Here is a 22741-nt window from a genome sequence, read left to right on the forward strand (position 1 = left end):
GTTATGCCCTTGCAGGTGGGAAGATTCAAATCAGCAGCAGCCCGAGGACGCCTTGCCCTTGACCGGAATGCAACTCGACACCTTGGCCACCGGCTCGGGCACGCAGCACTCGCCCTCTGCCTGGCCGCCGAACACCGGGATGCTGTCGAGCGTGTGGTAGGTCTCCCAGGCGATGCCGGTGGGGTCGGTCGCCCAGTACTTGTCGGATTTCGCGTAGCAGCAGGCAGTGCCCATTTCCTCGACCACTTCGCCTTCCAGCTTTTGCAGGCGGGCGTTCATTTCGGCGAGTTCCTTGGTCGATTCGACCTGCACGCCCAGGTGATTGAGGCCGGCCGGCGCGCCGCGTGCCGAGATCGCGAAGTTGACGCGCGGATCGTCGAGCATCCATTTCGCGTAGTCGGGCTTGAGCACGGTCGGCTCGGCGGCGAACATCGTCGAATAGAACTTGACGCTGGCGGCGAGGTCGTCGACCGCGACGTGGACGTGCAGGCGTTTCATGTTGACTCCTTGTCGGTTGCACAAGCCGGTGTATGGACCGGCGAGCAGGGATTGCCGCCGCAGCAGTTTTCGGTGAGAAAACCGAGCAGCGCGTTCATGGTGTCGAAGTTCGCCGTGTAGATGACGAAGCGCCCGGCCGGCTGCGCCTCCACCAGGCCGGCGTGCGCCAGCTCCTTCAAGTGGAAGGACAGCGAGGACGGCGCGATACCCGTCAGTTCGCCGATTTTTCCCGCGGCGAGCCCCGCAGGACCGGCCTGGACCAGGGTGCGGAAGATCGCCAGGCGGGAATCCTGGGCGAGCGCGGCAAGCGCGGCGACGGCGGCTCTTGTTTCCATGTTTAAAACAATATTGAAATGTTAAGGCAAAAGCAAATGAAACTTTTGTGAAGCCACCCCTTGCGATCCGGACGAACGCGGTGGACGCCGGCTCAGTAGTCGCAGCCCGGCCCGGCGCGCCCGCCCGACTGGGCCGCCTCCAGCCCCAGCACGTCGCGCGCGACCGCCTCGGCGACCTTGATGCCGTCGACCCCAGCCGACAGGATGCCGCCGGCGTAGCCCGCGCCCTCGCCCGCCGGATACAGGCCCTTGACGTTCAGGCTCTGGAAATCGTCGCCGCGCGTGATGCGCACCGGCGACGAGGTGCGCGTCTCAACGCCGGTGAGCACAGCGTCCTTCATTGCGAAACCCTGGATCTGCTTGTCGAAGGCCGGCAGCGCCTCGCGGATCGCCTCGATCGCAAACGGCGGCAGTGCGGTCGCGAGGTCGGTCAGATGCACGCCCGGCTTGTAAGACGGTTCGACGCTGCCCAATTCCGTGGACGGCTTGCCTGCGAGGAAGTCGCCGACCAGCTGCCCCGGCGCCTGATAGTCGCCGCCGCCGAGCACGAAGGCGCGCGCTTCGAGTTCGCGCTGCAGCCGGATGCCGGCGAGCGGATCGTCGCCGGGGAAATCCGCCGGCGTGATGCCGACGACGATGCCGGCGTTGGCGTTGCGCTCGTTGCGCGAATACTGGCTCATGCCGTTGGTCACGACTCGCCCCGGCTCCGAGGTCGCCGCCACGACGGTGCCGCCGGGACACATGCAGAAGCTGTAGACCGTGCGCCCGTTCTTGGCGTGATGCACCAGCTTGTAGTCGGCCGCACCGAGCAGCGGATTGCCGGCGTTCGGCCCCAGCCGCGCGCGGTCGATCAGCGACTGCGGGTGCTCGATGCGGAAGCCGATCGAGAACGGCTTGGCCTCCAGGTGCACGCCGCGTGCATGCAGCATCTCGAAGGTGTCGCGCGCGCTATGGCCGAGCGCGAGCACGACGTGGCGGCTCTTCAAGGTCTCGCCGCTGGCGAGCACGACCCCGGCGACCCGGCCGTCCTCGATCAGCACATCGGTCACGCGCTGCTCGAAGCGGATCTCGCCGCCCAGCTGCTCGATCTCGTGGCGCATGGCCTCGACCATGGACACGAGGCGGAAGGTGCCGATGTGCGGCTTCGACACATACAGGATCTCTTCCGGTGCGCCCGCCTTGACGAACTCGGTCAGGACCTTGCGCCCGAGATGGCGCGGGTCCTTGATCTGGCTGTAGAGCTTGCCGTCGGAGAAGGTGCCCGCTCCACCCTCGCCGAACTGCACGTTGGACTCGGGGTTGACCACCTTCTTGCGCCACAGCCCCCAGGTGTCCTGGGTGCGCTCGCGCACCGCCTTGCCGCGCTCGAGCACGATGGGCTTGAATCCCATCTGGGCGAGGACAAGCGCGGCGAAGATGCCGCAGGGGCCGAAGCCGACGACGAGCGGACGCTCATCGAGGCTGTCCGGCGCGTGGCCGACGAAGCGGTAGTCCATGTCCGGCGACGGCCTCACATGCGCATCGTTGCGGAATTTCTTCAGCAGCGCCGCCTCGTTCGCCACCTCGACGTCGACCGTGTACACGAGCAGCAGCGCGTGCTTCTTGCGTGCGTCATAGGCACGCTTGAAGATGCGGACGGCGAGCAGGGCGTCGTCGCGGACCCCGAGGCGCTGCAGGATCGCCGCACGCAAGGCCTCGGGCGGATGGTCGAGCGGCAGCTTGATTTCAGTCAGTCGCAGCATGGTGTATCTTCAGGTAGTTCAGCGCCCCCTGTCCCGCGGCACGCCCGCTGGCGAAGCAGGCGGTGAGCAGGTAGCCGCCGGTCGGCGCCTCCCAGTCGAGCATCTCGCCGGCAACGAACACGCCGGGCAGCGCGCGCAGCATGAGGCTCGCATCCAGCGCCTCGAAGCGCACGCCGCCGGCGCTGCTGATCGCTTCTTCGATCGGCCGCGCGGCAACGAGCGTGAGCGGCAGCGATTTTATCGCGTGGGCGAGCTGTGCCGGATCATTCAGCGCCGCCTTCGAGAGGATTTCGTGCAGCAGCGCGACCTTCGCACCCTTCAGCCCGGTACGGCTCTGCAGGTGGCTCGCCAGCGAGCGCGAACCGCGCGGATGCGACACCTCCGCGACGACCCGCTCCAGCGTCCTGTCCGGCAGGAGGTCGAGTTCGAGCATGACCGCGCCCTGCGCCGCGATGGTGTCGCGCAGCGGGGCAGACAATGCATAGACCAGGCTGCCCTCGATGCCGGTATCCGACAGCATCAGCTCGCCCTTCCGCTCCTGCAGGCGCCCGGACGCATCGGTGAAGCGCAGCGCAACGGTCTTCAGCGGCTGGCCGGCAAAGCGGGTTCGCAAATGTTCGCTCCAGCCGCCCGCGACGTCGAAGCCGCAGTTGGACGGCACCAGCGGCGCGATGTCGACACCGCGCTCGGCGAGCACCGGCACCCAGGCGGCATCGGAGCCCAGCTTCGGCCAGCTGGCGCCGCCGAGCGCGAGCACCACCGCATCGGCGTTCAGGGCCCGCTCGCCCGCGGGCGTGGCGAAGCACAGCGCACCCGCCGCATTCCATCCCAGCCAGCGATGGCGCACGTGAAAGCGCACGCCGGCTTCGCGCAGGCGGTGCAGCCAGCCGCGCAGCAGCGGCGCGGCTTTCATCCCGGTGGGGAACACACGGCCCGACGAGCCGACGCAGGTCTCGATGCCGAGACCGTGGATCCAGTCACGCAACGCGGCTGGAGGAAAAGCCTCGAGCAACGCGCGGAGGGCCGCGATGCGCCCGCCGTAGCGCGCGACGAAGGACTCAAGGGGTTCGGAGTGCGTGATGTTCATCCCGCCGATGCCCGCCAGCAGGAACTTGCGGCCGACGGAGGGCATGGCGTCGTAGACATCGACCTCGGCGCCGCCCTGCGCGAGGACTTCGGCCGCCATCAGACCGGCGGGGCCGGCACCGATGACGGCGACGCGCTTCCCTACCCGATCATTCCCACTCAATTGTTTCAGAGGCCTTAAAACCCTCATGGGCACTAGCTTTCGTTGCTCTTATCATCACACTTTACCGTCACTTATACCGTCAAAAAATAAACCCTTGCTGGCATGAGGGATGGTCATGTCCAACCAAGTCCGGCTTAGCCTCCCGCCACGTTAGCCACTCCGAGCAACGTATGGTGCAAGCCAATCGGATCAGACGGCTTTACACGCGTATGTCGGCTGAACCAGGTGTTGGTGTCAACTATCACAGTCGACTCAAGGTGGTCCCCTGTTCGAGAGACTCGTGTCAGATATGCATTGATGCCTGCAGCTGCCTCTCTCGCCGTACCAGAGAGGACGTAGCCGACCATGAATCCAACAGCATGGTTTTCACCATATTTTCCGCTGGCGAACCTGTCGATACCTTCGACGACGTACTCACGGCATAGATGCCTGTCTGAGCCCGCGATCCGCTTGCATTCAATAATCGCATGAGGATCATGCTCCTGGGTACGCAAGAAAACTTCGATCATCATTAACGGAATGTCGGTACGCCCGTCCGGCAACACCACAGTGCTTTTTGATCGAGATTCGGTGCCGGGCAGCACAATAAGCTTCCATGAAGAGTTCTTCAGCGCATTGCGCATCCCGTCGCGCAGGCGTTCTGTCATGAGCACCTCGCCAGCGTCGGTATTCACATCTACGGCTGTATCCGCTTGCTGCCAACCCGCATTGACCGTTAGCAGAATTGCGGCAACAACCTCGGGCGCCAACTCGATGAACTCTCTGCCGAGTGCAGGAGGAGTCTCATACGGAATCCTCAAACGTCGCCCCCTAAGAAGCTCTCCGCGACGACCGTATCGGCATCCTCCAGAGCTGCAACGCGCATCCAGTGACGTCGAGCTGCCGGTTTGATAATCACCAGCTCATTGCGTCCGTGAACGCGTAGCTCTCGCTCGGCGCTGAGGGCGGTCGCAATCTTTACTTTCAAGCGCTGACCAATTCGCGTAAGCATGTCGTGTAATTCGCCTTGAGGGTTCACTAAACTTATAGTCGCCTCGCCTGGCCCGTCTTCCACGACAAAGCGCACGACGCGCAGGGCCGCCCCCCTCGGTAGATCCATCACTTCGGCGCGCATGTGCCGCTTATTGCGGGCCGAGAACCAACCATTCATTACAGACAGGAAAGTCTGGGCATACGCCACCATTTCGGATCTACTATCCGACGGGACTACGGAGGCCTCACGACCATCCTCCCACTGCCATCCAGCGCGCAGAAGCCCATCTAGAACGACAACGCGGTCAGCGTCACTAAGCTCGTAGAGATCGAAGACTGCCTCATCCACGGCGTTCCACTCTTGTGCGCCAATCTCCTGCTTTCGCAGCACCTTCTCCAAGTCCAGCAAGCGCCGTCCAGCCGGAGACTTTGCGGAGGCACGCAAATCAGGAACCGGCAGAAACCCGACATCGCGCATCAACAACTTTCGCTTATAGATACCGAATTCGGAGGCCGTCAAGCCGAAGAACCACGATGCGAGCGCGGAACTCAAGATTGCAGCGAGCAGATGCGCCGATTGCTTGTGGCTCGAAGGTAATGACGCAGCGAAGAAAGAATCCGTAAACACAACATCACGATTGGCGACCGCAACCAAAGCTCGCGGGTGCCCTACCACCATCTCTTTGACGATCAACAAGGGGGCTCGGTACGTGTCACGTGAGCGTGGCCACTGAGCCGACGATTGGTCGTATATCGGCAAATTGTTGGGAATATGGAAGTGCTGCATGTCGTTGGTCTGCAGGAATTCCAGGCCCTTCATTTCGCTCGCGTCACGCGTCTGCTTCGCTGGCTTGCCTTGAGTCAATCCATCACTGAACTTAGTATCAAGCAACGCGAACTGGTCACTCAGACTTTGGTGTGTCGATGTCAATTCCGCCAGTAGCAAGAGATCACGGCGGCGGCCTACGGCAGCAGCCTTCAACTTGAGCGGCTGCCTCTCGATCTCCTCCAGGCTCAACTCGATGACATCGCTTGGGGCCACCTCGAACGAATGGGTTCTGGCACCGCTGGGCGTCCAGGGAATCTGAACGACCGTCACCTGATCTGCTCTCTGCTTCGGGCGGTGACGCGCAAAGAGCACCACAGCTGGCATCGTTGCGGTTGCGAAGAGCCAACTGCACAAATTGGACAGGTTAACCAGTGTGACGGGGGCCAACGCGCGCATGAGGTGCAGAGCCGCCGCCATGCCTGTACCGCTGCGGCTAAAAAACGGTGTTGCGCTGAGAATGACGCCGAAGCGAGTCTGGTCATGCGCGAACTCTGTCGCCCGCAACACGAAGTCCAAACCTTCCCCCCGCGGCTGCGCAGGGACGCCCGCAGTTCTAGTCTTGCGCCGTACTTCAGTTCCTGCCTGACCTTTGAAGCTCCAAGGCGGATTGCCTACGATCAAATCGAATTGCTTTAAGCCGGTGGGCGTCGTTAATACGGCCTTTCCATCAGCATGACGTTCTACGCTCCGAGCGTCGCCAATAAGCAACGTCTTGCCAATCAGAGGCCGGAACTTCAGAGACTGCGGCGGCTGGGGATCGGGGTCCAGTTCAAGCGCAGCCAAGTACAAACTGAATGCTGCCACGCGAATGGCAGCTTCGCTGATGTCTACCCCATACACTTGTTCATACAACGTTGAGCGGATTACTTCCCGAGTAGGTGGCTGTCCCTCGGTACGTAGATAGACCAAGCGCCGCAACGCCTCGACCAGGAAAACGCCAGATCCGCAAGTCAAATCTAGTACAGACTCCTGTCCCGACAGTCCATCCATTACCTCATCGAGGACCAAGGAAACGACGGACAGTCGCGTGTAGTGCACGCCGTTTCGTAACGCCTCGGTGCGTTGCCCGCCTATGCCTGGTTCGGCATGCGCGAACTGTTCGTAGATCGAGCTAATCAGTTCAACGGGAATCACATCGAACTGATAAGGAAAGAAATTGAGCTGGCCGCTTTGAGGATCAACCGCTTCCAGGAACTCAGCGACGCGCTTCAAATGATGGGTGGCCGGCGTCGTCTCCACCGACGAAGGGGGGAACATGTCGCCATTGAAGGTCTGAGCCAACCAGGCAAACAGCTGTGCTGTCGCAGACCTGTCCCGCAGGATCGCCGGTAAGACCGTATACCCACACGCCCTTTTCAGACGTGTGGCACTGACAATTTGCCGATCGATCAGGTACTGGGTAAAGATCACCCGCCCGATCAAGGCCTGAGCCGCACTTCGTGCCAATTTTCCATCGACGAGATCGTGCTCAAGAGAAGCAAGGTCGGACAGAAGCCTCTGATCAACACTGGTCTTGCGATCGACGGTTGGCACCTGTGTCCAGAATTGACCCGTCTCGATCGCCAATCGGCCGGCCAGCTCGTCCAACTGCTGAAGAGACTTCTCAATGTTTTCGAAGCGACGGATCAAGTGCCTCTGCGCATCGCCATCCTTCACAGGCGCGCCAAAACCGTTGTACAGGTCGATGCGTTGCGGAGAAATAACCCACAGCAACGGCGCGAACCCTTCATTCCACACTTCTCGCCGCCACTGGCTGACTAAATCCTCGGAAGGCACACTCTGCTCGAACTTGAAATAGATGGTCAGCGACGATGCGCTACGCCAGAGCGCGTCGGGAGTGAAGACGCGGCCACGCCGTGACGACTGCGCCTCGGCGCCAAGCCGAAGTCCGGCTGCGGGCTGACCGTCCGGTAAGTAGCCAGTTGCCGCGAGTACCTGTTCGAGCGTTGCACTGTTCACGCCCTGCTCCTGATGGCTTCAGGCGGAAAAGGTAATGCTACTTGGCTTGGTACCAGCATGACAGGCAGCATATGCTGCTGAAGTCGCGCGATCAGCGGGGTGAGCGGGATAGCAAAGGCCGGTTGAGCCCCGGCACCAACGCTCCAAGTCCCCAATTCATGAAAACTGGCCCCAGTCGCTGTAACGAGCACAACGCCACCATCCAGTACTTGGGCACTGGCGTCAGCCAGCAGCCTGAACAGCGCATCCACGCCGGAACTCACCGTGCCAATATGGACACCTAGCGACCTCACCAGTTCGTTTGTGACGGCCAAACCCAGCAAGTCGGCAAAACTGAAGCGTGCCGCTTTCCCTGTCTTGGTTGCCAAGTACGGAACAGTCTTCCGCCAATGCCGCACCGTCTCTACAGACACGCCAGTAAGGGCGCGCATCTGATCCTGAGTGTACTGAATGGCTATGATTGTAGGCATTTCCGTTGTCGACAACTAGAAAACCTGTGTATTCTTGCATATGAAGCAGTTACCCGCAACGAGAATCAAGGCGGCTGCCGTATCCGCCGCCTCTGCCTGCAATAGGCACGGCTAGGTTTGCAACGGTGGGCGACGGAGCTGCCACGTCCCCAAGTAAGACATGACATGATCGGATCGGGAACCCGTCACTCGCTTGCGCAGTTCCTAGAACTTCAGGAACCTTCCGTTTGGCGACCGACCACCACTGCCCGTATGGCAGTTCACCGTCTTCACCTCACGACCACTAGCTTTCACCAGGTACGTCCGCAAGTTGTTCTTCGCGCATGTTAGGCGCCAGACAGGTCGTCAGGCCCAAGATATGCGAGTTCGATCTTGCTCACATCTTGAGAAACTTGAGCGCGCACTAGACCCGCCCTTCCGGGATTAAGCGCGGCCTGCACTGTGCCCAGCGGCGTACCATCAGCCGAGAGCACGCTGGGCTGACCGGCCCAGTGATGGATATGGACGGGCGTGTCGGGCGGCGGCGGGACGCCAAACCATGTCACGGCTGCCCTGTACCGACGATCCGCCCAGGTTCGGCTGTCGCGCGGGTTGAAGCTTTGCGCGAACTCCGTCCACATCGCCTTTGTCTCTGGGGTCGGCCAATCGGGCTGTGCGCTCCATGCGGCGACGGCTTCAGAACTGAGCCACTGCCGAAGCTCCTGGCCCGTCCGGAAGGTTGCACCGGTGTCGATGACGGCCTTGATAGCGCCGAGCCTTGAACTATACCCCGCCTGAATGAGGATGGACGCGGAGCGGTTTAACGTTCCGGTTTCCACGGCAGGCACTGCCAAACCGAGCTCATAGACATCGAGTGGAAAATCATCGATGGTGTCGCCGTTGGCGGCCGCACGAACGCGAAGAGCCTCCATTGCCCACGGCAGACGATAGACGAGTCCACCTTCAATGAACTGCAGTGTCTCCGACTCTAGACCGGCAGCGATGCCGAAGAGAGGCTGGCCGAGAAGCCAAGCGCGGACGATGTCGCGCCAATTGGCCGGCATGGGATCAGGCGTGAAGGGATAGAAGGCGAAGACGCGTTCGGCGATAGCCGTAATCGTGGCGATCGCCTCCTCGGCATCGTCATTCAGGATGGCTCCATTGGCCTGAATCAGAAGAAGGTTGGCGTCCGCTGCGATGGCGTCCAGCGCCTGTCCGGTTTCCAACCCGACGCCAGCCAGGAAATAGCCTCGGCGGCTCGCGGCGGTCGATTGATTCCAGATAAGCCGACTGCGCGAAGCAAGGCCCGCCTTAAGAACCTGCTGTACCTGCTCGTTCTGCCTCAGAAGTCGGCGGTGCCAGAGAGATGATTGCAGGATATCGTCCAGCGCGGCCTCGATCCCATCGTCCGGAATATCATTTTCGCCGATGAGGCTGAGGACAGCCGTGTCGAGCGTTGCGACGTGCCGTTCCCAATTCGCAAGGGCGCGCTCACGGTCCTCGGGCTTCTCGTTCGCGACCTCAGGGAAGGTCCACTCTGTAGCGTTGTTCGCGACATACTCGATGAGCTGGTTCAGGTCTCCACCGATGTGAGCGTTCATCCGGGACAGCAGCGCCGCGACTAGCTGCACCAGCCCGCTCTCCATGTTGCGCGCACCGAGATCGTTTATGAGCGATTCCCAGTTTCTCCGCTTCTTTGCAATTTCGTCGAACATCGGGAAGAGTACGATGCCTTCCACATCGACATAGGCCCGTCCGGCCCGTCCAATCACGTTCTTGAACTCGGATATCTCAATCCGTTCGCCGGCGCGATGGAGGGAATGCATAACCACGGCCGTAGCCGACAGGTTGAGACCTTGCGCTAGAGTCGGTGACGAAATGGTGACCTTGAGAACGTTGTCGCGCAGCAGGCTCTCGACCTCCTTGCGGTAGGCTGTTGGCAAGGCGCCATGGTGCAGCGCCACACCGAGGCGCAGGCATTTGAGGATGGCGCTATCCGGCCCGAGCCATTCCTCGCCAAGCGCAATCGCGGTGTTGAGCACAGCAGTATCTGCCTCCAGCAACGAGCGCAACGCGCCGCGCCCATGAAGATCGACGATCACTCCAGCAAACGGCTCGACGCTGCGCCGTTCCGGGCAGAAGATAAGGACTGTTTGCCCATCCTCGACAAGCCGCCAAGCCGTTGCCAGGCAGAGCTCGCGCTGATCGCACGGGAATAGCTTAGTTCGACGACGCTTGGGCGGCACCCAGGTCGGCGGCGCCGATCCGGTGAGGAACCGCTGGACCCAGGGCCGTTCTTCGCCAACGCGCAGATTCAGGCGCGCAGTAGGCGATGCCCAAACTACCTCGCCGAACCGCAGCCGCGTCGGACGCCAGTCGTGCTTTATCAGGCCGCCCGGATGGTCGCGGCGCAGCCATCCAGCGAAGTCATCGAGCTGGTCGCCGTCGGGGAGAATCGCCGATAGGCACACGATTCGCCGTTCATGCGCATCCGCACGACGAAGAAGCCTCTGGATTTGCACCTCGTAGCGGACCTCGCGCTCGTTGAGGCCGATCATGTGACCCTCGTCGAAGACGAGCAGGCCGACGTCATCGAGAAGGGATGGATCATTGCGAAGCGCAAAGTCGAGCTTCTCCGGCGTCGCGACAACGATATCGCGCTCGCGGATCGCGTCCTCATCGAAGCCGCTAACCCCGATGCTGCCGTAGAGTGCGGAGACCGTCTTCCCAAGCGGGCCGAAGGTCCGCTGCAGCGTCGTTTCGGTCTGGGCGGACAGCGCGCGCAGCGGCGTGACAAAGACCACTCGCTTTCCGCTGGCCAGACAGCGCAAGATGCATAGTTCGGCGATACGTGTTTTGCCGGCACTGGTGGGCAGCGAGACAACCAGATCATCCGACCGGTCAACCGCGCGGATAGCCGCCTCGATCTGAGAAGGCCACAGATCCACCTCGGCTTTAGAGCGCTGCTGCAACAGGGCGATGAAAAGCTCGCGAAGTCGAGGCCAGTCGGCCGCCTCGCCACCCACTGGTTGGAGCGGCACCCTTTCATGGAAAGTGCTCGACCAGAGGTCAGAAAGAAGGTGGATGGCGATGCGATACACCCACCATTGCGGAAGCATGTTCATCTCGCTACAGATGGAAAGCCCCGTACGGAGTCGCTCCAGCGCTTGGTCAAGCAGCGGTTGCTCGCCACGTTCGAGCGCGATCAGGAATAGAGCCATCGCCGACATAAAGGTGTCGACTAGCGCTGTATCCAAGCCTTCGAAGAGAAAATCGTTGCCATCCGTCAATTCAGCCGCCGCCTCGATTTGATTGAGGCTGGCTTGAATTCCCGCCGCGATTCGCGCGTCGCTGCCTTTGCCGGAGGCGCGGAAGTCAAGCACGCTGGCGCGAAGTTCGCGAAAGTTCCGCCGCATCAATAACGCAAGAACCCGTTCGGTTGGCGCGAAATTCTCATCGGCTTCGACGAGCGTCAGCAGCGAGAAAGCGCGAGCCGAGAGATGCGCGAGATGATAGCTCGCCGCTGCCATGATGAAGTGGAAGTCGCGATCCACCTCCTCGCGATTGCCTTTTGCGATCACCGCCTCAAGGGCGGCGGCGGCCTGCTCAAAGGCAGTTCGCGCCAGCGCGGCCTCCCCACCGAGTTCACGCAGGCGAAGGCCCAACCCGAAAAGGGCGTACCCATAAGAATGCAGGTCAAAGCTGAGCTGCGGCGCAAAGGCCGGGGCATCTGGCGGGAGAACCCCGTCACGCCAGATGATCGCTCGCGCCTGACCGCGCGCTAGGAGGCGGCCGCGAAAACCAGCCGTTGCCGCTTCGGCGATGCCTACTGCGATTGCCTCAGGCGTTGTTGGCATCGGCGATTACTCGATCATAGACTGCGCCGATAAAGGCGGCGTGCCCCTCGACGCGCAGGCCGACCCCCCACTGATTGATTGGTCCAGGGTAGGCCTGAAGAGAAGCGGTTAGCATGGCGTCCGGCGCGTTGCCGGAAAAGGTGAAAAGCAGATGCCGGACATTTTGCAGCGGGATGCCGTGCTTCAGCAGCGCATCATCGATCGCGTCGGCGAGCGGTAGATTATTTAGTTCGAGAAGTCGGGCCGAAATGAAGGATAGCGCGTGCGCGGATGGCAGTCCGCCATCCTTGTCCAGGCCGGCCCGCGCCTCCGTGAGGACTTGGGCGGTGAGCGTGACGCGGCTCTTGGCTTCCGTCTTCAAGAAATGAAGGCGTTGGGTTTGGGCATCCAGAAGGATGCCTATCACGTCGTCGCCGCGCATCGCCATATTGCGATGGTCTTTCCAGCGCAGGCGCTTGATCGGGGCGCGATAGCCGCCGCTATGCGCATCGATCCATTCCGTGGCGTAGATTTCGCCAAGGTCGCCGGAACGGATCGCCTTCGTTGTTGGGAGCATGCCCTGGATCAACGCTGCCGCAGCCGGCTTGCCGAGACGCGCGAGAGCGCGCGCCACCTGCTCTTCTGACGCATAGTGCCCTGGCACAATGGCCGCGGTCGCCTGGACCCCCGTTGAGAGGCTTGCCGCCTGTCCGGTCATCACTCTGCGGAAGTGGTTCCCGACCGCCTCGTCGACTGAAACGCACCAATCGTTGAACTGCACCACGCTTTTTCTCCCGGTCAGCGAGAAAAGAGATCGCGGACACGAGCTACGGGCGAGCCGGTTTCAGGAGCTCGGCGATGCTTGTTAATGCCGACGAATATCTCTTTGATCATCACACAGTCCCTATCCGATCCGTCCGAGAAGTTGCTCGATCACGTCGCTTGCCTCGCGCTGCCGCAACGCCCTCGCCTCGCGCAGTTCGGGTTCGTCGCCTTCGCCAAGCTCAAACTTCGCGACCGACACAGGACCATCCTTGCGGTAGCCTTCGGTCTTGTCGTCCTGCGCAAAACGGTCGCGCAGGATTGACAGAGAAGCCTTGACCACGTCGCCGTGCTTACCTGCCAGCTCCTTGCGGAAGGCCTCGGCGACGGCTTTCGCCCCCTCGGGTGCATGTTCAATGCAATAGATCAGGTCGTGCGCGTCCTTGCGCTCGAAGCGCTGGTCGAACGCGAACGACTTCAGGCAGGTGAAGCTGACCAGGTTGGCATGCTTGATCTGCTCCGTGGCGATGCCGTTGCCACCGAGCAGTTCGGCTTGGATCTCGGTAACTTGGTGAAGGTCGAAGACGATGGACGAATGAGGAATGTTCAGTGCCGAGATCGTGCCTTCGGTCGGCAACGGCTGTACCCTGCCGCCGGCGATGTCCGGCGCATCCGCCAGCAGTTCCAGCACCATCAGCGCACCGTGTTCCGTGCGGGTCTGCCAACGCCAGGAGAGCTTTGTCCTGGCGCTGTTTTCGGCCCGCTCGAAGCCCATCTTCTTGAGGTTATCCTCAAGCGTGTGATACGCCTCGGTATCGGCCAGGATTTGCAGGTCAATCACGATGTCGACATCGAGCGTGCCCGCATGTGCTGGCACCACCGGCGGCCTGGCCGCGACCAAGTACCTCGGAGTGAGACCGCCGACTAGGTAGACGGAGTCCTTCCAAGGCCCGAGCCCGCGCAGCAGCGTCACGAGAACGCGTTCGCAGTCGAGCGTGTACTGATCGCTGTAGCCATCGAGCGTCGCGGGTTTGGCCATTAGAAACCTAGCCTTTCTCGACGCAGGTGCTCCGCCATCTCTTTGGTCCGGCCCTCGCCGCGCAACAAATCGAGATAAACCTGAATGGGACTCGCCAGCCAAACACCGCCGACTTGCTGGCGGAACAACAGTTCTCCCGCCGATTTCGTCTCGATGACCGCGAGGTTCGCCCCTTCATTGACGACGCGTGCATCCAGTTCGGCCATCGCCGTGTCGGCCCCAGCGCCGGGTAATAACCGGGTCCGCACCTGTGAGATACCGGATAGAAAGGGGGCATAGCGCTGTGCGGCGGCTTCGTGGCTCACAGCGTAACTGACCTGATACGCATCGAAGACCTGGCCGAGCCGCTCGATCAGGGCATCGAACTTTAGGCCTGGCACGTAGTAGCGACGTAGTGCCGGTACGCGCTGCGTGGCAAGCTGCTTGGCCCAGGCGTCGAGCAATGCACCGGGTTCACGAAGATGGCGTTCCTTGCTCGGCCCCTGCCCACGCGATACCAGCCAGTCGAACCGCTCCAGCTCACCCAGCACATCGGAAGCGGTTGACGGCGCCACCTGTGCCTTCTCGGCCACCTCGGTGACACCGAACCATTCCTCGTGATTGATCAAAAGCGCATGCAGCACTTGGGCGCGCCGCCCTGAAAACAACGACCGCACCGATTTTTCCAAGGTCTTCGGAGGTGGCTTGTCGATGAAGACGAAGGCGCCGGAGGCCGGTAAGAATAGGCTTCCGCCGCTGTCGTAATAGCCGATACGCTCGGCCCTGAGCAGTTCCTTCGCCCCAGGCGAAAGGGATTCGGCAATGAGCAGGTACTGTGCGTCGGCATATTGGCCGTGGTGCAGCGACTTGAATTGCCACAACACCTGGCGCACATCTCGGGGGTAAACCGTCTTCTTTACTTCGACCAGCAAGACGATCGACTTGCCGGCGACGTGCAGATCGATCTTGGCGTCGAGTCGGTCGGCGGCCTGCACAGCGGGTTCCAGTGAATCCAACTCGGCATGCGCGTCCGGCAGCTCCCGGAGTGATTCCAGGAACTGCTCGATCATGGCTTGTTCGGCAGCGTGCGATTCGATCATGGCCAGCCATTATTCCCTGTACAGCGAATAATGCAACAATACCGAATATTCGACAAGAAAGCAATATTCGCTGACCAGCGAATTTGCCATGCGAGTACCGCTCTCGGGTTTCACAAAATCAAGTCGTTCTTGCCGTCGGTCTCCCGCTCATGGCCTTTGCGCATCAGGCGCGTGCTGCGAAAACCAGAAGACTAAACACGCTCCCCAAGAACGCCCATTGTCGCAACTGAGGACTTTCGATCGGCAACCCGTGCGCATAATGAGCGAAGTGCTCACAGTTGAAACCGGCCCACGAATATTTCTGCCCTCGCTTCAACCGGGCACGGTGCATGACGATGGCCGGCGGAAGCGACCCTGGATAGCCATCGATCCTCACTTGGCGTCCTTGCGCAAATGCGTGGAACGCCTGTTCCACAAAGCCCTGCTCTTGGGCCGAAAATGCTAGAACACCTCTCTCGCCCTCGATATGGTGATCACTGAGTAACCCCACATGGTCGTACCAACCATGGCGTACACGAATGACCGTACCGGCAGGAAGTCCCCAGATGTCTTGCTGATTATTGGTGTGGATCATGATATCCTCTCGTTAAACATATTTGCATTAAACGCATACATGCGCAAGGAGTCAATCCCCCATCCACGGCCGGTTGTTACCTACCCCTCCCTGGTGGGTAAGATACTCGCGCAGCAGCGCGAGATTCGTGGCATCAAGCAAGGCGCCATCGCGGAGGCGCTTGGCCTATCACAATCGGCCTATTCGAGGCTGGAGTCCGGCGAATCAGTACTCAATCTGTCGCAGTTGCGTAACATCAGCACACAACTACACCTTCAACCTGCGCAAGTTCTGAGCTTGGCAGATCAATACGAAACACAATTGAGCTTGCAAGGAGTTGCCGTCATCGCCGAGAAGCCCGACAACCCTGCGGCCGTCGCCATAGGCTTGGGCCTGCTCGCAGCCCTTCTATTGGGCAGCAGATAGCGAGATGCGAGCGAGAAGGCAGTTCGACTATGGATGAAGCGGTCGTCGTCTTTTCCCGAAAAGGTCTCTTTCAAACACGCATCACCGCGCGCGAGGTCCGTAGCCGCGAGCACGCCCGTAAACTATGGCCCTTGGTCGCGCCTGGTGCCATCCATCAGATGGTGACCTGGGTAAGCCCCTCCTTCGAAAACGACAAGCTACGTAGGCGCTCCCACTTCCGCCAACTACCCGCAGAGAAGACCTACGACATCAAGACGCAGTTCGAAGAAGAAGAAACCAGCCGGCAGCACGCCGTACATGAGAGTCCCGAACACCGGCGCGCGAAGGAGTTGATCGCCGCCGAGTTGGCGCGCCGGCTTGCGGCTGGTCTTGCGATGCCGTGGGCGTTCAAGGACGCCGAGGCATCGGACTATCCCTTAGAGGGCAATCTGCTGCTCGGCGCCGATCAGGTCGTTACCGAACACACACTGAATACACCCTTCGGTAGTCGGTTTCGTCTCGACATCGCGGTACTCGGGCCGCCGATCCAGACCGAGCCCATGGTGCTCGGTGGTGTTGAAATCGAACTAGGACACGCCTTCGACGGGCGAAAAGCCCTGATCGGCAAATCACTGGGCTTTGCACTCATTTCCATCGACATTACCGAGATGACGGTGGACGACATCAATGCGCAGTGGGCCGAACAGGCATTGACCGCTACAACGCGCAGCCACGAGCAGGGCCGCCGACAAACTTACATCTACCTCCACGATCTTCTATATCCGCTTTACGCCCAGTTGCCGACGTTTCTAGACAGGGAACAACGGCACCAGTACCTGATGTTTGCAGACGATGCCACCTTGCGCAAGCTGATGAACTGGATGAAGCTACTAGCGAAGACACTGGACTACCCAAGCGGCTCGGTAGCCGTCGCCATCGTCAACGGCAAGAGCGAACAGTCGCGCAAGATGCTGGAGCATGCGGGCCAGGTGGTCGGCCCCGATTGGGAACAGTTCAACAACCATCAATGCCTGCGTCTGACCGTCCCGCGCCCTAAGAGCCCCGCAGACCTGCAGGCCCATCGCTTTCACATGACGATGGCACGGCTACTGTTGTCGCACGCCGATGCGCTTGTGGGTTACAAATACCGCAATGGCGTGGACAACGACCATCCCGAGGACGATGTCTGGGTCGCGCATCGCTGGATTGCCGACCAGAAAATTCATACGCAGCACCGCGTATTACCCAAACGCCTGGCCGAACCGATCAATCGATTGATGAAGGTAGTTTCCGACCTGCAGCGCAGCCATGACAGCGGCGGTACTTCTATTGCGGAGATTGGTTAACCGATGCCTAGCTCTCAAGACCGAACATGGCTCGACGCGCTACGGCAGCACGTGCAGACAAAGCCTTGCGTGATTCTTCGCCTGGACGAGAACGACAGCGGTCAGCTCCATGCCTCGCGGCGTGGACTGAACGAGTTCACGCTGGCGCGCGCACATGAACTGTGTGCCGACATCAAGACGCCCACGATCTGCCTGATTTTTGGGAAACTCTCCGAATGGGCCACCCCTGAAAAGATCGAACACTTTGCCTACATCGGTCTTGTCAGTTCACGCAGTCCGGTCACCACGCTGGAGACGCGCATCAAGATCAAGCGTGCGGTCAGCATGGCGCCCGATACGGAGCAAGCCGTGTCAGCGCTGCTCAATGGCACAACCCATGCGACACAACTGCAAAAGAAATTGCGGTCTTCAGCGGATGTACTCGTGCTATCGCCAAAGCTGAGCGGCGCTCTAATTGATGCGCTCGTGGCAATTTCGGCGAACCAAGGGCCGATTCGCGCGGTGGCCGAATCCCTCACAGCACCCAAGCGCTACGCTAATTTCGCTGCCGTGCAAGAGGATGCTGTGCAGACCGCACTCAAAGCGTTCGGCTTGGCAGCCAGCGACCGTGCCAGTCGTATTGATTTGGTCGAATCGCAATCCACGGCGCTGGCGCGCGTACCTCTGATGGAAGACTCAGTGATCGAACATGATGCACGCGCTGTCCCTGGCTATACGCTCTCGGTGAGCCATATCACCGGGCGCGCCTTGTTTGAGAAAGGTGCCGACAAACTTGAAGTATTCACCGCCAACCGACGTGACCTGGAGCATGTCTTCGGCGTGGATCTCATCTACCTCAACCTCACGAAGAAAAACATCGTGATGGTGCAGTACAAGATGCTGGAGCCGAATGGACGCTTGGGCGAACCCACCGACTGGCTCTACCGTCCCGACTCGAAGATGGCCGATGAGGTGCGGCGCATGCACGCCTTCGCCGCCACACACGCGGCGGGACCACTCGAATACCGTTTGAATCCCGCCGTGTTTTACCTGAAGTTCGTGCGGCGCAATGGCAGTTTGGCCAACGGCAGCATCATCACGCCAATTGATCACTATGAACGCCTGTTGCAGGACCCATCCTGCAAAGGACCGCACGGGGCATTTCGGATCAGCTACAACACACTCGGTGGCCGCTACATCCGTCAGGGCGCGTTTCTCGATCTCATTCAATCGGGTTATATAGGCGCGTACGCCGACACAACCGCAGCGCTCGTCACTTTGGTCGAGGCTGTTCTGAGTGGCGATCGAGCAGTAGTCGCGGCCGTTCAATCATCACGGCATGGCCCCGACGAAGCGATTGCCCATTAGGGAAGCGTACAGGCAAACGCTCAACATACTCGGCTGCGCCGCACGAAAATCAGCGAGCCTTGTTCGACTGACTCAGAACTGACGCAGCCAGTTCCTTCGTTTCGTCTGCATAGTGCTTACTGGCAAGCACTTTTGCAGCCAGGTCTTCCATCTCCGCCCCGGTCTGTTTGCTACCGTTGCGCTGCGCAAGCGCCGACGCTGCGAGGCTCTTGGCTGTCTGGGAGGCGCGCTCATTTTGCAAGGTCTCCGCCGCCAGCGTAGCGATGCGAGAAGACGTTTGCTTTGTGTTTTTCGACATGTCGATCTCCTGTGGTGAATCAAGCTTTGGGAGGGGACCGGAACGGCAGCACCGTACTACTATCCATCGCCGGTCGATCCCCGGAACTCACTGGCGCACTGCGCATGCGTGCAAGCTGAACTACCTTGCCCTTGCCTTGGAAATAACCTTCCGGTAGCCCGGCCAGTGACTCGATGTCATGTGCAGCCAACCCGATATGCCTGGGAATTGCATCCATCGGCATGACGTTCTCATCGACCAACAAATCGATGGTACGGTGCAGCAGACGCGGCCGCTCTGGTGACCTATCACCATCGCCTGGCTCGGATTTGGCACCCCAGCGCGCGGAGCGCCGCTTGAACAGTGACTGAGCACCCTCTTCGTCCAAAATCTTCAATGCACGAAGTCGCATTACGATCGCACCGACAGAAACACCCCAGCGGCGCTTCAACAGCAACAAATCATCCAGCGTGACAGGCATGCGTACTTCGGTGGCAAACGTTTCAGCCGGCAGGAGAAACGCGCCCGCGAATCGGTGCGCTTGCTGTTCCAACTGCTTGTGGCGATCACGCTCAGTCGGTCGCGGAATGTGTCGATGAAGAACCAAATGACCAAGTTCATGGGCCAGATCGAAACGGCTGCGATACCCGTTATCCTTATCAGCGGAGAGCAACACAAAAGGACGATCAAGCACCTCACTCCACGCCGACAAACCTTCGATTTGCGCGATGCCAGTCTCTTCACGGATCAGAACGACACCGGCGCCCTCAACCGCAAGTGCAAGATCCTGAACAGCCGATCGACCAAGCCGCCATAGATCGCGGCACTCACTAGCTGCAAGTTCGATTTCCTCTGACGTAATCTCTTCCGGATCAGAAAACAGTCGGCTGGGCAAATTCAGAACCGGATAGTCGACGAACTCTGACAGAGCTACAGCAATGTCTTGTCCCCATTCCAATCGGGCCTCAAGCATCGCGCGGGCAGCAACATGCGCAGATGCGTTGCTGCGAAACAATGGCAATGAGACCTTTGGTGTCGGCGGGCGGGTAAACCATTCCGGTGTGACATTGACGACGCTTGCAAGACGCTCCAATGCGTCGCGCTCAGGCGCTTGGGTACCTGCACGCCACTTGCTAACTGTTGCTGGCGAAACTCCTACAAGCGACGCCAGTTGCACTTGGCTCAGGCGGCGCGCGGCCAGTATCTGGCTGAGACGACCCCTCTGGAAGCCTTGAATGCCGCCACGGCTCATGGCGAAGTTCCACCCGTACCTTGCTTCCCGATATTTTTCTTCAACTTCGGCGTTGCGAGGTCGTCCTGAATCGCGGGCTTCTGTTCGTAGCGTTGCACAAAGACATCGATCTGTTCGCGAAATAGCCAACCGCGCATGTATCGATCAGGCACAGCGACCTGGATGGAAACCGGCGACTCAGGCCGATATTGCAGCGACCCTGGGAAGCAAGCCACAAAGAATGCCACCGCCTCAGATGGCGGTGTGTAAGCTTCAAATAATTCCGGCTGGACCAAAGGCTCGATTGCCTTGTTTGCCAGCGACAGTTGTTTACGGGTATGGCTCCGCCGCCCGTTAATCCAGAATCCTTCAGGGATATTGAATCTGGCTAACGTAAAGATGCCAGTCCGTCCTGTCACAATGCCATTGCCCCGAATCGCACTCGGCGAAGCATCTCCAACGATAAGCGCTCGCTGGAAGGACTCATTCATGTGGAAATGCCGCATTTGACCGACAACGTGCGGTAGATGGCCATCATCCATCCCCTTGGCAGAGGCATAGGCACGCTGCGCGCCCGCGGACAAGGCCTCATCAATTCCCATTATCAAGCTGCGTGGGATGTTTCGTACCAGCAAGTCAGGAATCGAATCTTTAGGGGTGATAGTCATATGAACGGCCCGAGGCTGATTTCGCTTAAGAGGAATATACACCAATTAAATTTCGTTTAAAAGTGGTAAACGGCTGCTCCGTTTCGATGCCTGTTCAATACACCGGCTACTGGACTGAAAAAACCTATATCACTTCTCTACGTCTCGGCGTACCGCCGTCGGGCTCGCGGGCTTGCTGCACCCCACGCTTCGTGCCGAATCGTGGCCATTCGGCTTTGATCCCTGACGCCTCCGGCCCTTGAGGGCCTGCGCGCTGCGCTTGCCAACGGCAAAGGGGGCGGTGTGTGGTGGCGGTCTTGCTGTTCCCTTCAACGTACCACGTCGTTCTCGCCCTCAAGGGCTGCGCGTCCGCCCTGTGGTTGGCCGCTGGCGTCACCGTCCGGCCCAGGCCGACGAGGTGCTGCAGGCGGCACTGCGGGTGCTGACCGCTCAGATGCGCGGCAGCGAGGCGCTAAGTTCACCGCAGATGGTGCGCGACTTCCTGCGGATCAAGCTTGGGACGCTGGAGCACGAGGTGTTCGCGGTCATCCATCTGGATGCGCAGAACCGCGTCATCGACTACGTCGAGATGTTCCGCGGCACGGTGAGCCAGACATCGCTGTATCCGCGCGAAGTGGTCAAGGAGTCGCTAGCGCGCAACTCGGCGGCGCTGATCCTGGTGCACAACCATCCCACTCGACCCTTTTCTATCACACTCGATCACGCTCCTTCCTATTGAATCACTTGGATTTTATGACTTGTCGTAGGGCCGGACGCTATGGCATATTGGGGTCGGTTTTGAGGGGGATCAGTCGCCCTTGTGACCCCAGTCGCCGACCCCTACTACCCGTCTGGCGACCCCACCTGAGAGCCGATGGGAGAGCCCAGTGCCAAGCCTTACTGATGGAGAGATACGCCGAGCCTTGAAGCAGGTGGAACAGACCGGCAAACAGCTCAGCCTAGTCGATGGCGAGGGTCATGGCACCGGCCGTCTGGTCCTGGTCATGAAGCCGATGCCCACACGGGTCACCGCGGACTGGATGGCGCAGCAGTGGCGCGATCAGAAGCGCCTCAAGAAGAAGCTGGGCTCGTATCCGTCGATGTCACTCAGCAAGGCGCGCGAAATTTTCACCCGCGACTTCGCAGACATGATCCAGAAAGGTCGCAGCATCAAAATCGCCGGCGATACGCGTCCCGGCACCGTAGCCGATCTCTTCGAAGCCTATGTTGCTCACCTGAAGGCTTCAGAAAAATCGTCGTGGAAGGAAGCGGAAAAGGGCCTCAACAAAATTGCCGACACGCTTGGCCGCAACCGCCCGGCACGGGACATCGAGCCCGACGAGGTCACGGATATCATTCGGCCGATCTATGAACGCGGCAAGCGCTCGATGGCCGATCACGTCCGCAGCTACATCCGATCCGCCTATAGCTGGGGCTTGAAGTCCGAGCACGACTACCGCACCGCGTCGCAACGGCGCTTCCGCCTAGTCTACAACCCGGCGGCCGGCATTCCCACTGAGCCCAAGAAGGTCGGAACCCGCTGGCTGGACGAAGAGGAGTTCTTGCGCCTCTATCGCTGGCTCGAATGCCCCGACGCGCCGGTCCACCCGCCCTACACCCGGGCCGTCCGCATCCTCATGCTGACCGGACAGCGGGTCGAGGAGATCGCGCGCCTCCATATCGACCAGTGGGACGCGAAGGAGCGGATCGTCGACTGGTCAAAAACCAAGAACGGTAAGCCCCACGCCATTCCCGTCCCCGACATCGCGGCCGAATTGATCGAGTCGATCAAGCCCAACGCCCATGGCTGGTTTTTCCCTTCCGCGACCGATCCGACCAAGCCGGTCAGCCACGGCACGCTTTACTCATTCATGTGGCGTCAGCGCGAACGCGAAGTAATCCCCGTCGTGACAAATCGCGATCTTCGCAGGACCTGGAAGACGCTCGCCGGCCAAGCCGGCCTTTCGAAGGAAATTCGCGACCGCATACAGAATCACACGCTGCAGGACGTCAGCTCGAAGAGCTACGATCGCTGGAGCTACATGCCGGAGAAGCGGGCCGCCATGAAAAAGTGGAATGCGTTCGTGCAAGCGATGCTGAGCAAGAAGCGTTCCAAGCTGACGAAAAAGAAGCATGCGCCCAACGTCTATGATGCCGCAGCCGAAACCACGCAGCAAGCTGCCTGA

The 22741-nt window shown here is 60.3% G+C and carries 20 protein-coding genes; 5 read left to right on the forward strand and 15 right to left on the reverse strand.

Annotation, left to right across the window (positions count from 1 at the left end):
• Positions 1-30 precede the first annotated feature (30 nt).
• The 12 genes from VA613_RS08835 to VA613_RS08890 form a co-directional block, all read right to left on the reverse strand.
• Positions 31-498, reverse strand: coding sequence for an ArsI/CadI family heavy metal resistance metalloenzyme (locus VA613_RS08835; RefSeq protein ID WP_324778733.1), 468 nt, complete (start codon positions 496-498; stop codon positions 31-33).
• Entirely contained in the window at positions 495-833 is a 339-nt protein-coding gene (locus VA613_RS08840; RefSeq protein WP_324778734.1) for an ArsR/SmtB family transcription factor, read from the reverse strand. Before VA613_RS08840 ends, VA613_RS08835 begins: the two co-directional genes overlap by 4 nt.
• Positions 834-925: 92 nt before the next feature.
• Positions 926-2575 (reverse strand): NAD(P)/FAD-dependent oxidoreductase, encoded by a 1650-nt coding sequence (locus VA613_RS08845; protein ID WP_324778735.1) that lies wholly within the window; start codon positions 2573-2575, stop codon positions 926-928.
• A complete protein-coding gene (locus VA613_RS08850) occupies positions 2559-3824 on the reverse strand; it encodes a TIGR03862 family flavoprotein (RefSeq protein WP_324778736.1) in 1266 nt (421 codons plus the stop codon). Before VA613_RS08850 ends, VA613_RS08845 begins: the two co-directional genes overlap by 17 nt.
• 134 nt (positions 3825-3958) lie before the next feature.
• Positions 3959-4624, reverse strand: a complete 666-nt coding sequence (locus VA613_RS08855; protein ID WP_296653333.1) for a hypothetical protein — start codon at positions 4622-4624, stop codon at positions 3959-3961.
• Entirely contained in the window at positions 4621-7584 is a 2964-nt protein-coding gene (locus VA613_RS08860; protein WP_296653335.1) for an HsdM family class I SAM-dependent methyltransferase, read from the reverse strand. The genes VA613_RS08855 and VA613_RS08860 overlap by 4 nt, the downstream gene beginning before the upstream one ends.
• Positions 7581-8054: a MerR family transcriptional regulator gene (locus tag VA613_RS08865; protein ID WP_296653336.1), complete on the reverse strand. Its 474-nt coding sequence runs from the start codon at positions 8052-8054 to the stop codon at positions 7581-7583. The genes VA613_RS08860 and VA613_RS08865 overlap by 4 nt, the downstream gene beginning before the upstream one ends.
• Positions 8055-8380: 326 nt before the next feature.
• Positions 8381-11890 carry a DEAD/DEAH box helicase gene (locus VA613_RS08870; protein ID WP_296653339.1) on the reverse strand — a complete coding sequence of 1170 codons (3510 nt, stop codon included), beginning with the start codon at positions 11888-11890 and terminating at the stop codon, positions 8381-8383.
• Positions 11874-12653, reverse strand: a complete 780-nt coding sequence (locus tag VA613_RS08875) for a Hachiman antiphage defense system protein HamA (protein ID WP_296653341.1) — start codon at positions 12651-12653, stop codon at positions 11874-11876. Before VA613_RS08875 ends, VA613_RS08870 begins: the two co-directional genes overlap by 17 nt.
• Positions 12654-12773: 120 nt before the next feature.
• The gene (locus VA613_RS08880) at positions 12774-13670 is read right to left on the reverse strand and encodes an antitoxin (protein ID WP_296653343.1); all 897 of its coding nucleotides are present in this window, start codon (positions 13668-13670) and stop codon (positions 12774-12776) included.
• On the reverse strand, positions 13670-14749 hold the full coding sequence (locus VA613_RS08885) for a type IV toxin-antitoxin system AbiEi family antitoxin (RefSeq protein ID WP_296653347.1): 1080 nt from the start codon (positions 14747-14749) through the stop codon (positions 13670-13672). The genes VA613_RS08880 and VA613_RS08885 overlap by 1 nt, the downstream gene beginning before the upstream one ends.
• A gap of 163 nt (positions 14750-14912) precedes the next feature.
• A complete protein-coding gene (locus VA613_RS08890) occupies positions 14913-15323 on the reverse strand; it encodes a C40 family peptidase (RefSeq protein WP_296653350.1) in 411 nt (136 codons plus the stop codon).
• On the opposite strand from VA613_RS08890, the gene VA613_RS08895 reads away from it, so the two are divergent.
• From VA613_RS08895 to VA613_RS08905, 3 genes are all read left to right on the forward strand, one after another.
• Positions 15300-15728 carry a helix-turn-helix domain-containing protein gene (locus tag VA613_RS08895; protein ID WP_296653352.1) on the forward strand — a complete coding sequence of 143 codons (429 nt, stop codon included), beginning with the start codon at positions 15300-15302 and terminating at the stop codon, positions 15726-15728. The genes VA613_RS08890 and VA613_RS08895 overlap by 24 nt on opposite strands.
• A gap of 29 nt (positions 15729-15757) precedes the next feature.
• Positions 15758-17053 carry a hypothetical protein gene (locus tag VA613_RS08900; RefSeq protein WP_296653356.1) on the forward strand — a complete coding sequence of 432 codons (1296 nt, stop codon included), beginning with the start codon at positions 15758-15760 and terminating at the stop codon, positions 17051-17053.
• Positions 17054-17122: 69 nt separating this feature from the next.
• Positions 17123-18400, forward strand: a complete 1278-nt coding sequence (locus tag VA613_RS08905; RefSeq protein ID WP_296653359.1) for a hypothetical protein — start codon at positions 17123-17125, stop codon at positions 18398-18400.
• 49 nt (positions 18401-18449) lie between these two features.
• Here VA613_RS08905 and VA613_RS08910 read toward each other — a convergent pair whose 3' ends face one another.
• The 3 genes from VA613_RS08910 to VA613_RS08920 are packed head-to-tail and all read right to left on the reverse strand — an operon-like array spanning position 18450 to position 20576.
• Positions 18450-18698, reverse strand: a complete 249-nt coding sequence (locus tag VA613_RS08910) for a hypothetical protein (RefSeq protein WP_296653361.1) — start codon at positions 18696-18698, stop codon at positions 18450-18452.
• Between the two features lie 19 nt (positions 18699-18717).
• Positions 18718-19929 (reverse strand): XRE family transcriptional regulator, encoded by a 1212-nt coding sequence (locus VA613_RS08915; RefSeq protein ID WP_296653364.1) that lies wholly within the window; start codon positions 19927-19929, stop codon positions 18718-18720.
• Positions 19926-20576 carry a hypothetical protein gene (locus tag VA613_RS08920; protein WP_296653369.1) on the reverse strand — a complete coding sequence of 217 codons (651 nt, stop codon included), beginning with the start codon at positions 20574-20576 and terminating at the stop codon, positions 19926-19928. The genes VA613_RS08915 and VA613_RS08920 overlap by 4 nt, the downstream gene beginning before the upstream one ends.
• Before the next feature lie 355 nt (positions 20577-20931).
• On the opposite strand from VA613_RS08920, the gene VA613_RS08925 reads away from it, so the two are divergent.
• Both VA613_RS08925 and VA613_RS08930 read left to right on the forward strand, forming a co-directional pair.
• On the forward strand, positions 20932-21294 hold the full coding sequence (locus tag VA613_RS08925) for a JAB domain-containing protein (RefSeq protein ID WP_324778737.1): 363 nt from the start codon (positions 20932-20934) through the stop codon (positions 21292-21294).
• A gap of 193 nt (positions 21295-21487) precedes the next feature.
• Positions 21488-22741: a tyrosine-type recombinase/integrase gene (locus tag VA613_RS08930; RefSeq protein ID WP_324781232.1), complete on the forward strand. Its 1254-nt coding sequence runs from the start codon at positions 21488-21490 to the stop codon at positions 22739-22741.

Source organism: Thiobacillus sp. SCUT-2, assembly GCF_035621355.1.
Taxonomy (GTDB): Bacteria; Pseudomonadota; Gammaproteobacteria; order Burkholderiales; family Thiobacillaceae; genus Thiobacillus; species Thiobacillus sedimenti.

Coding starts and splice junctions, on each gene's coding strand:
- VA613_RS08835 (WP_324778733.1), bottom strand. CDS start 498: ATGAAACGCCTGCACGTCCACGTCGCGGTCGACGACCTCGCCGCCAGC.
- VA613_RS08840 (WP_324778734.1), bottom strand. CDS start 833: ATGGAAACAAGAGCCGCCGTCGCCGCGCTTGCCGCGCTCGCCCAGGAT.
- VA613_RS08845 (WP_324778735.1), bottom strand. CDS start 2,575: ATGCTGCGACTGACTGAAATCAAGCTGCCGCTCGACCATCCGCCCGAG.
- VA613_RS08865 (WP_296653336.1), bottom strand. CDS start 8,054: ATGCCTACAATCATAGCCATTCAGTACACTCAGGATCAGATGCGCGCC.
- VA613_RS08870 (WP_296653339.1), bottom strand. CDS start 11,890: ATGCCAACAACGCCTGAGGCAATCGCAGTAGGCATCGCCGAAGCGGCA.
- VA613_RS08880 (WP_296653343.1), bottom strand. CDS start 13,670: ATGGCCAAACCCGCGACGCTCGATGGCTACAGCGATCAGTACACGCTC.
- VA613_RS08885 (WP_296653347.1), bottom strand. CDS start 14,749: ATGATCGAATCGCACGCTGCCGAACAAGCCATGATCGAGCAGTTCCTG.
- VA613_RS08890 (WP_296653350.1), bottom strand. CDS start 15,323: ATGATCCACACCAATAATCAGCAAGACATCTGGGGACTTCCTGCCGGT.
- VA613_RS08900 (WP_296653356.1), top strand. CDS start 15,758: ATGGATGAAGCGGTCGTCGTCTTTTCCCGAAAAGGTCTCTTTCAAACA.
- VA613_RS08910 (WP_296653361.1), bottom strand. CDS start 18,698: ATGTCGAAAAACACAAAGCAAACGTCTTCTCGCATCGCTACGCTGGCG.
- VA613_RS08915 (WP_296653364.1), bottom strand. CDS start 19,929: ATGAGCCGTGGCGGCATTCAAGGCTTCCAGAGGGGTCGTCTCAGCCAG.
- VA613_RS08920 (WP_296653369.1), bottom strand. CDS start 20,576: ATGACTATCACCCCTAAAGATTCGATTCCTGACTTGCTGGTACGAAAC.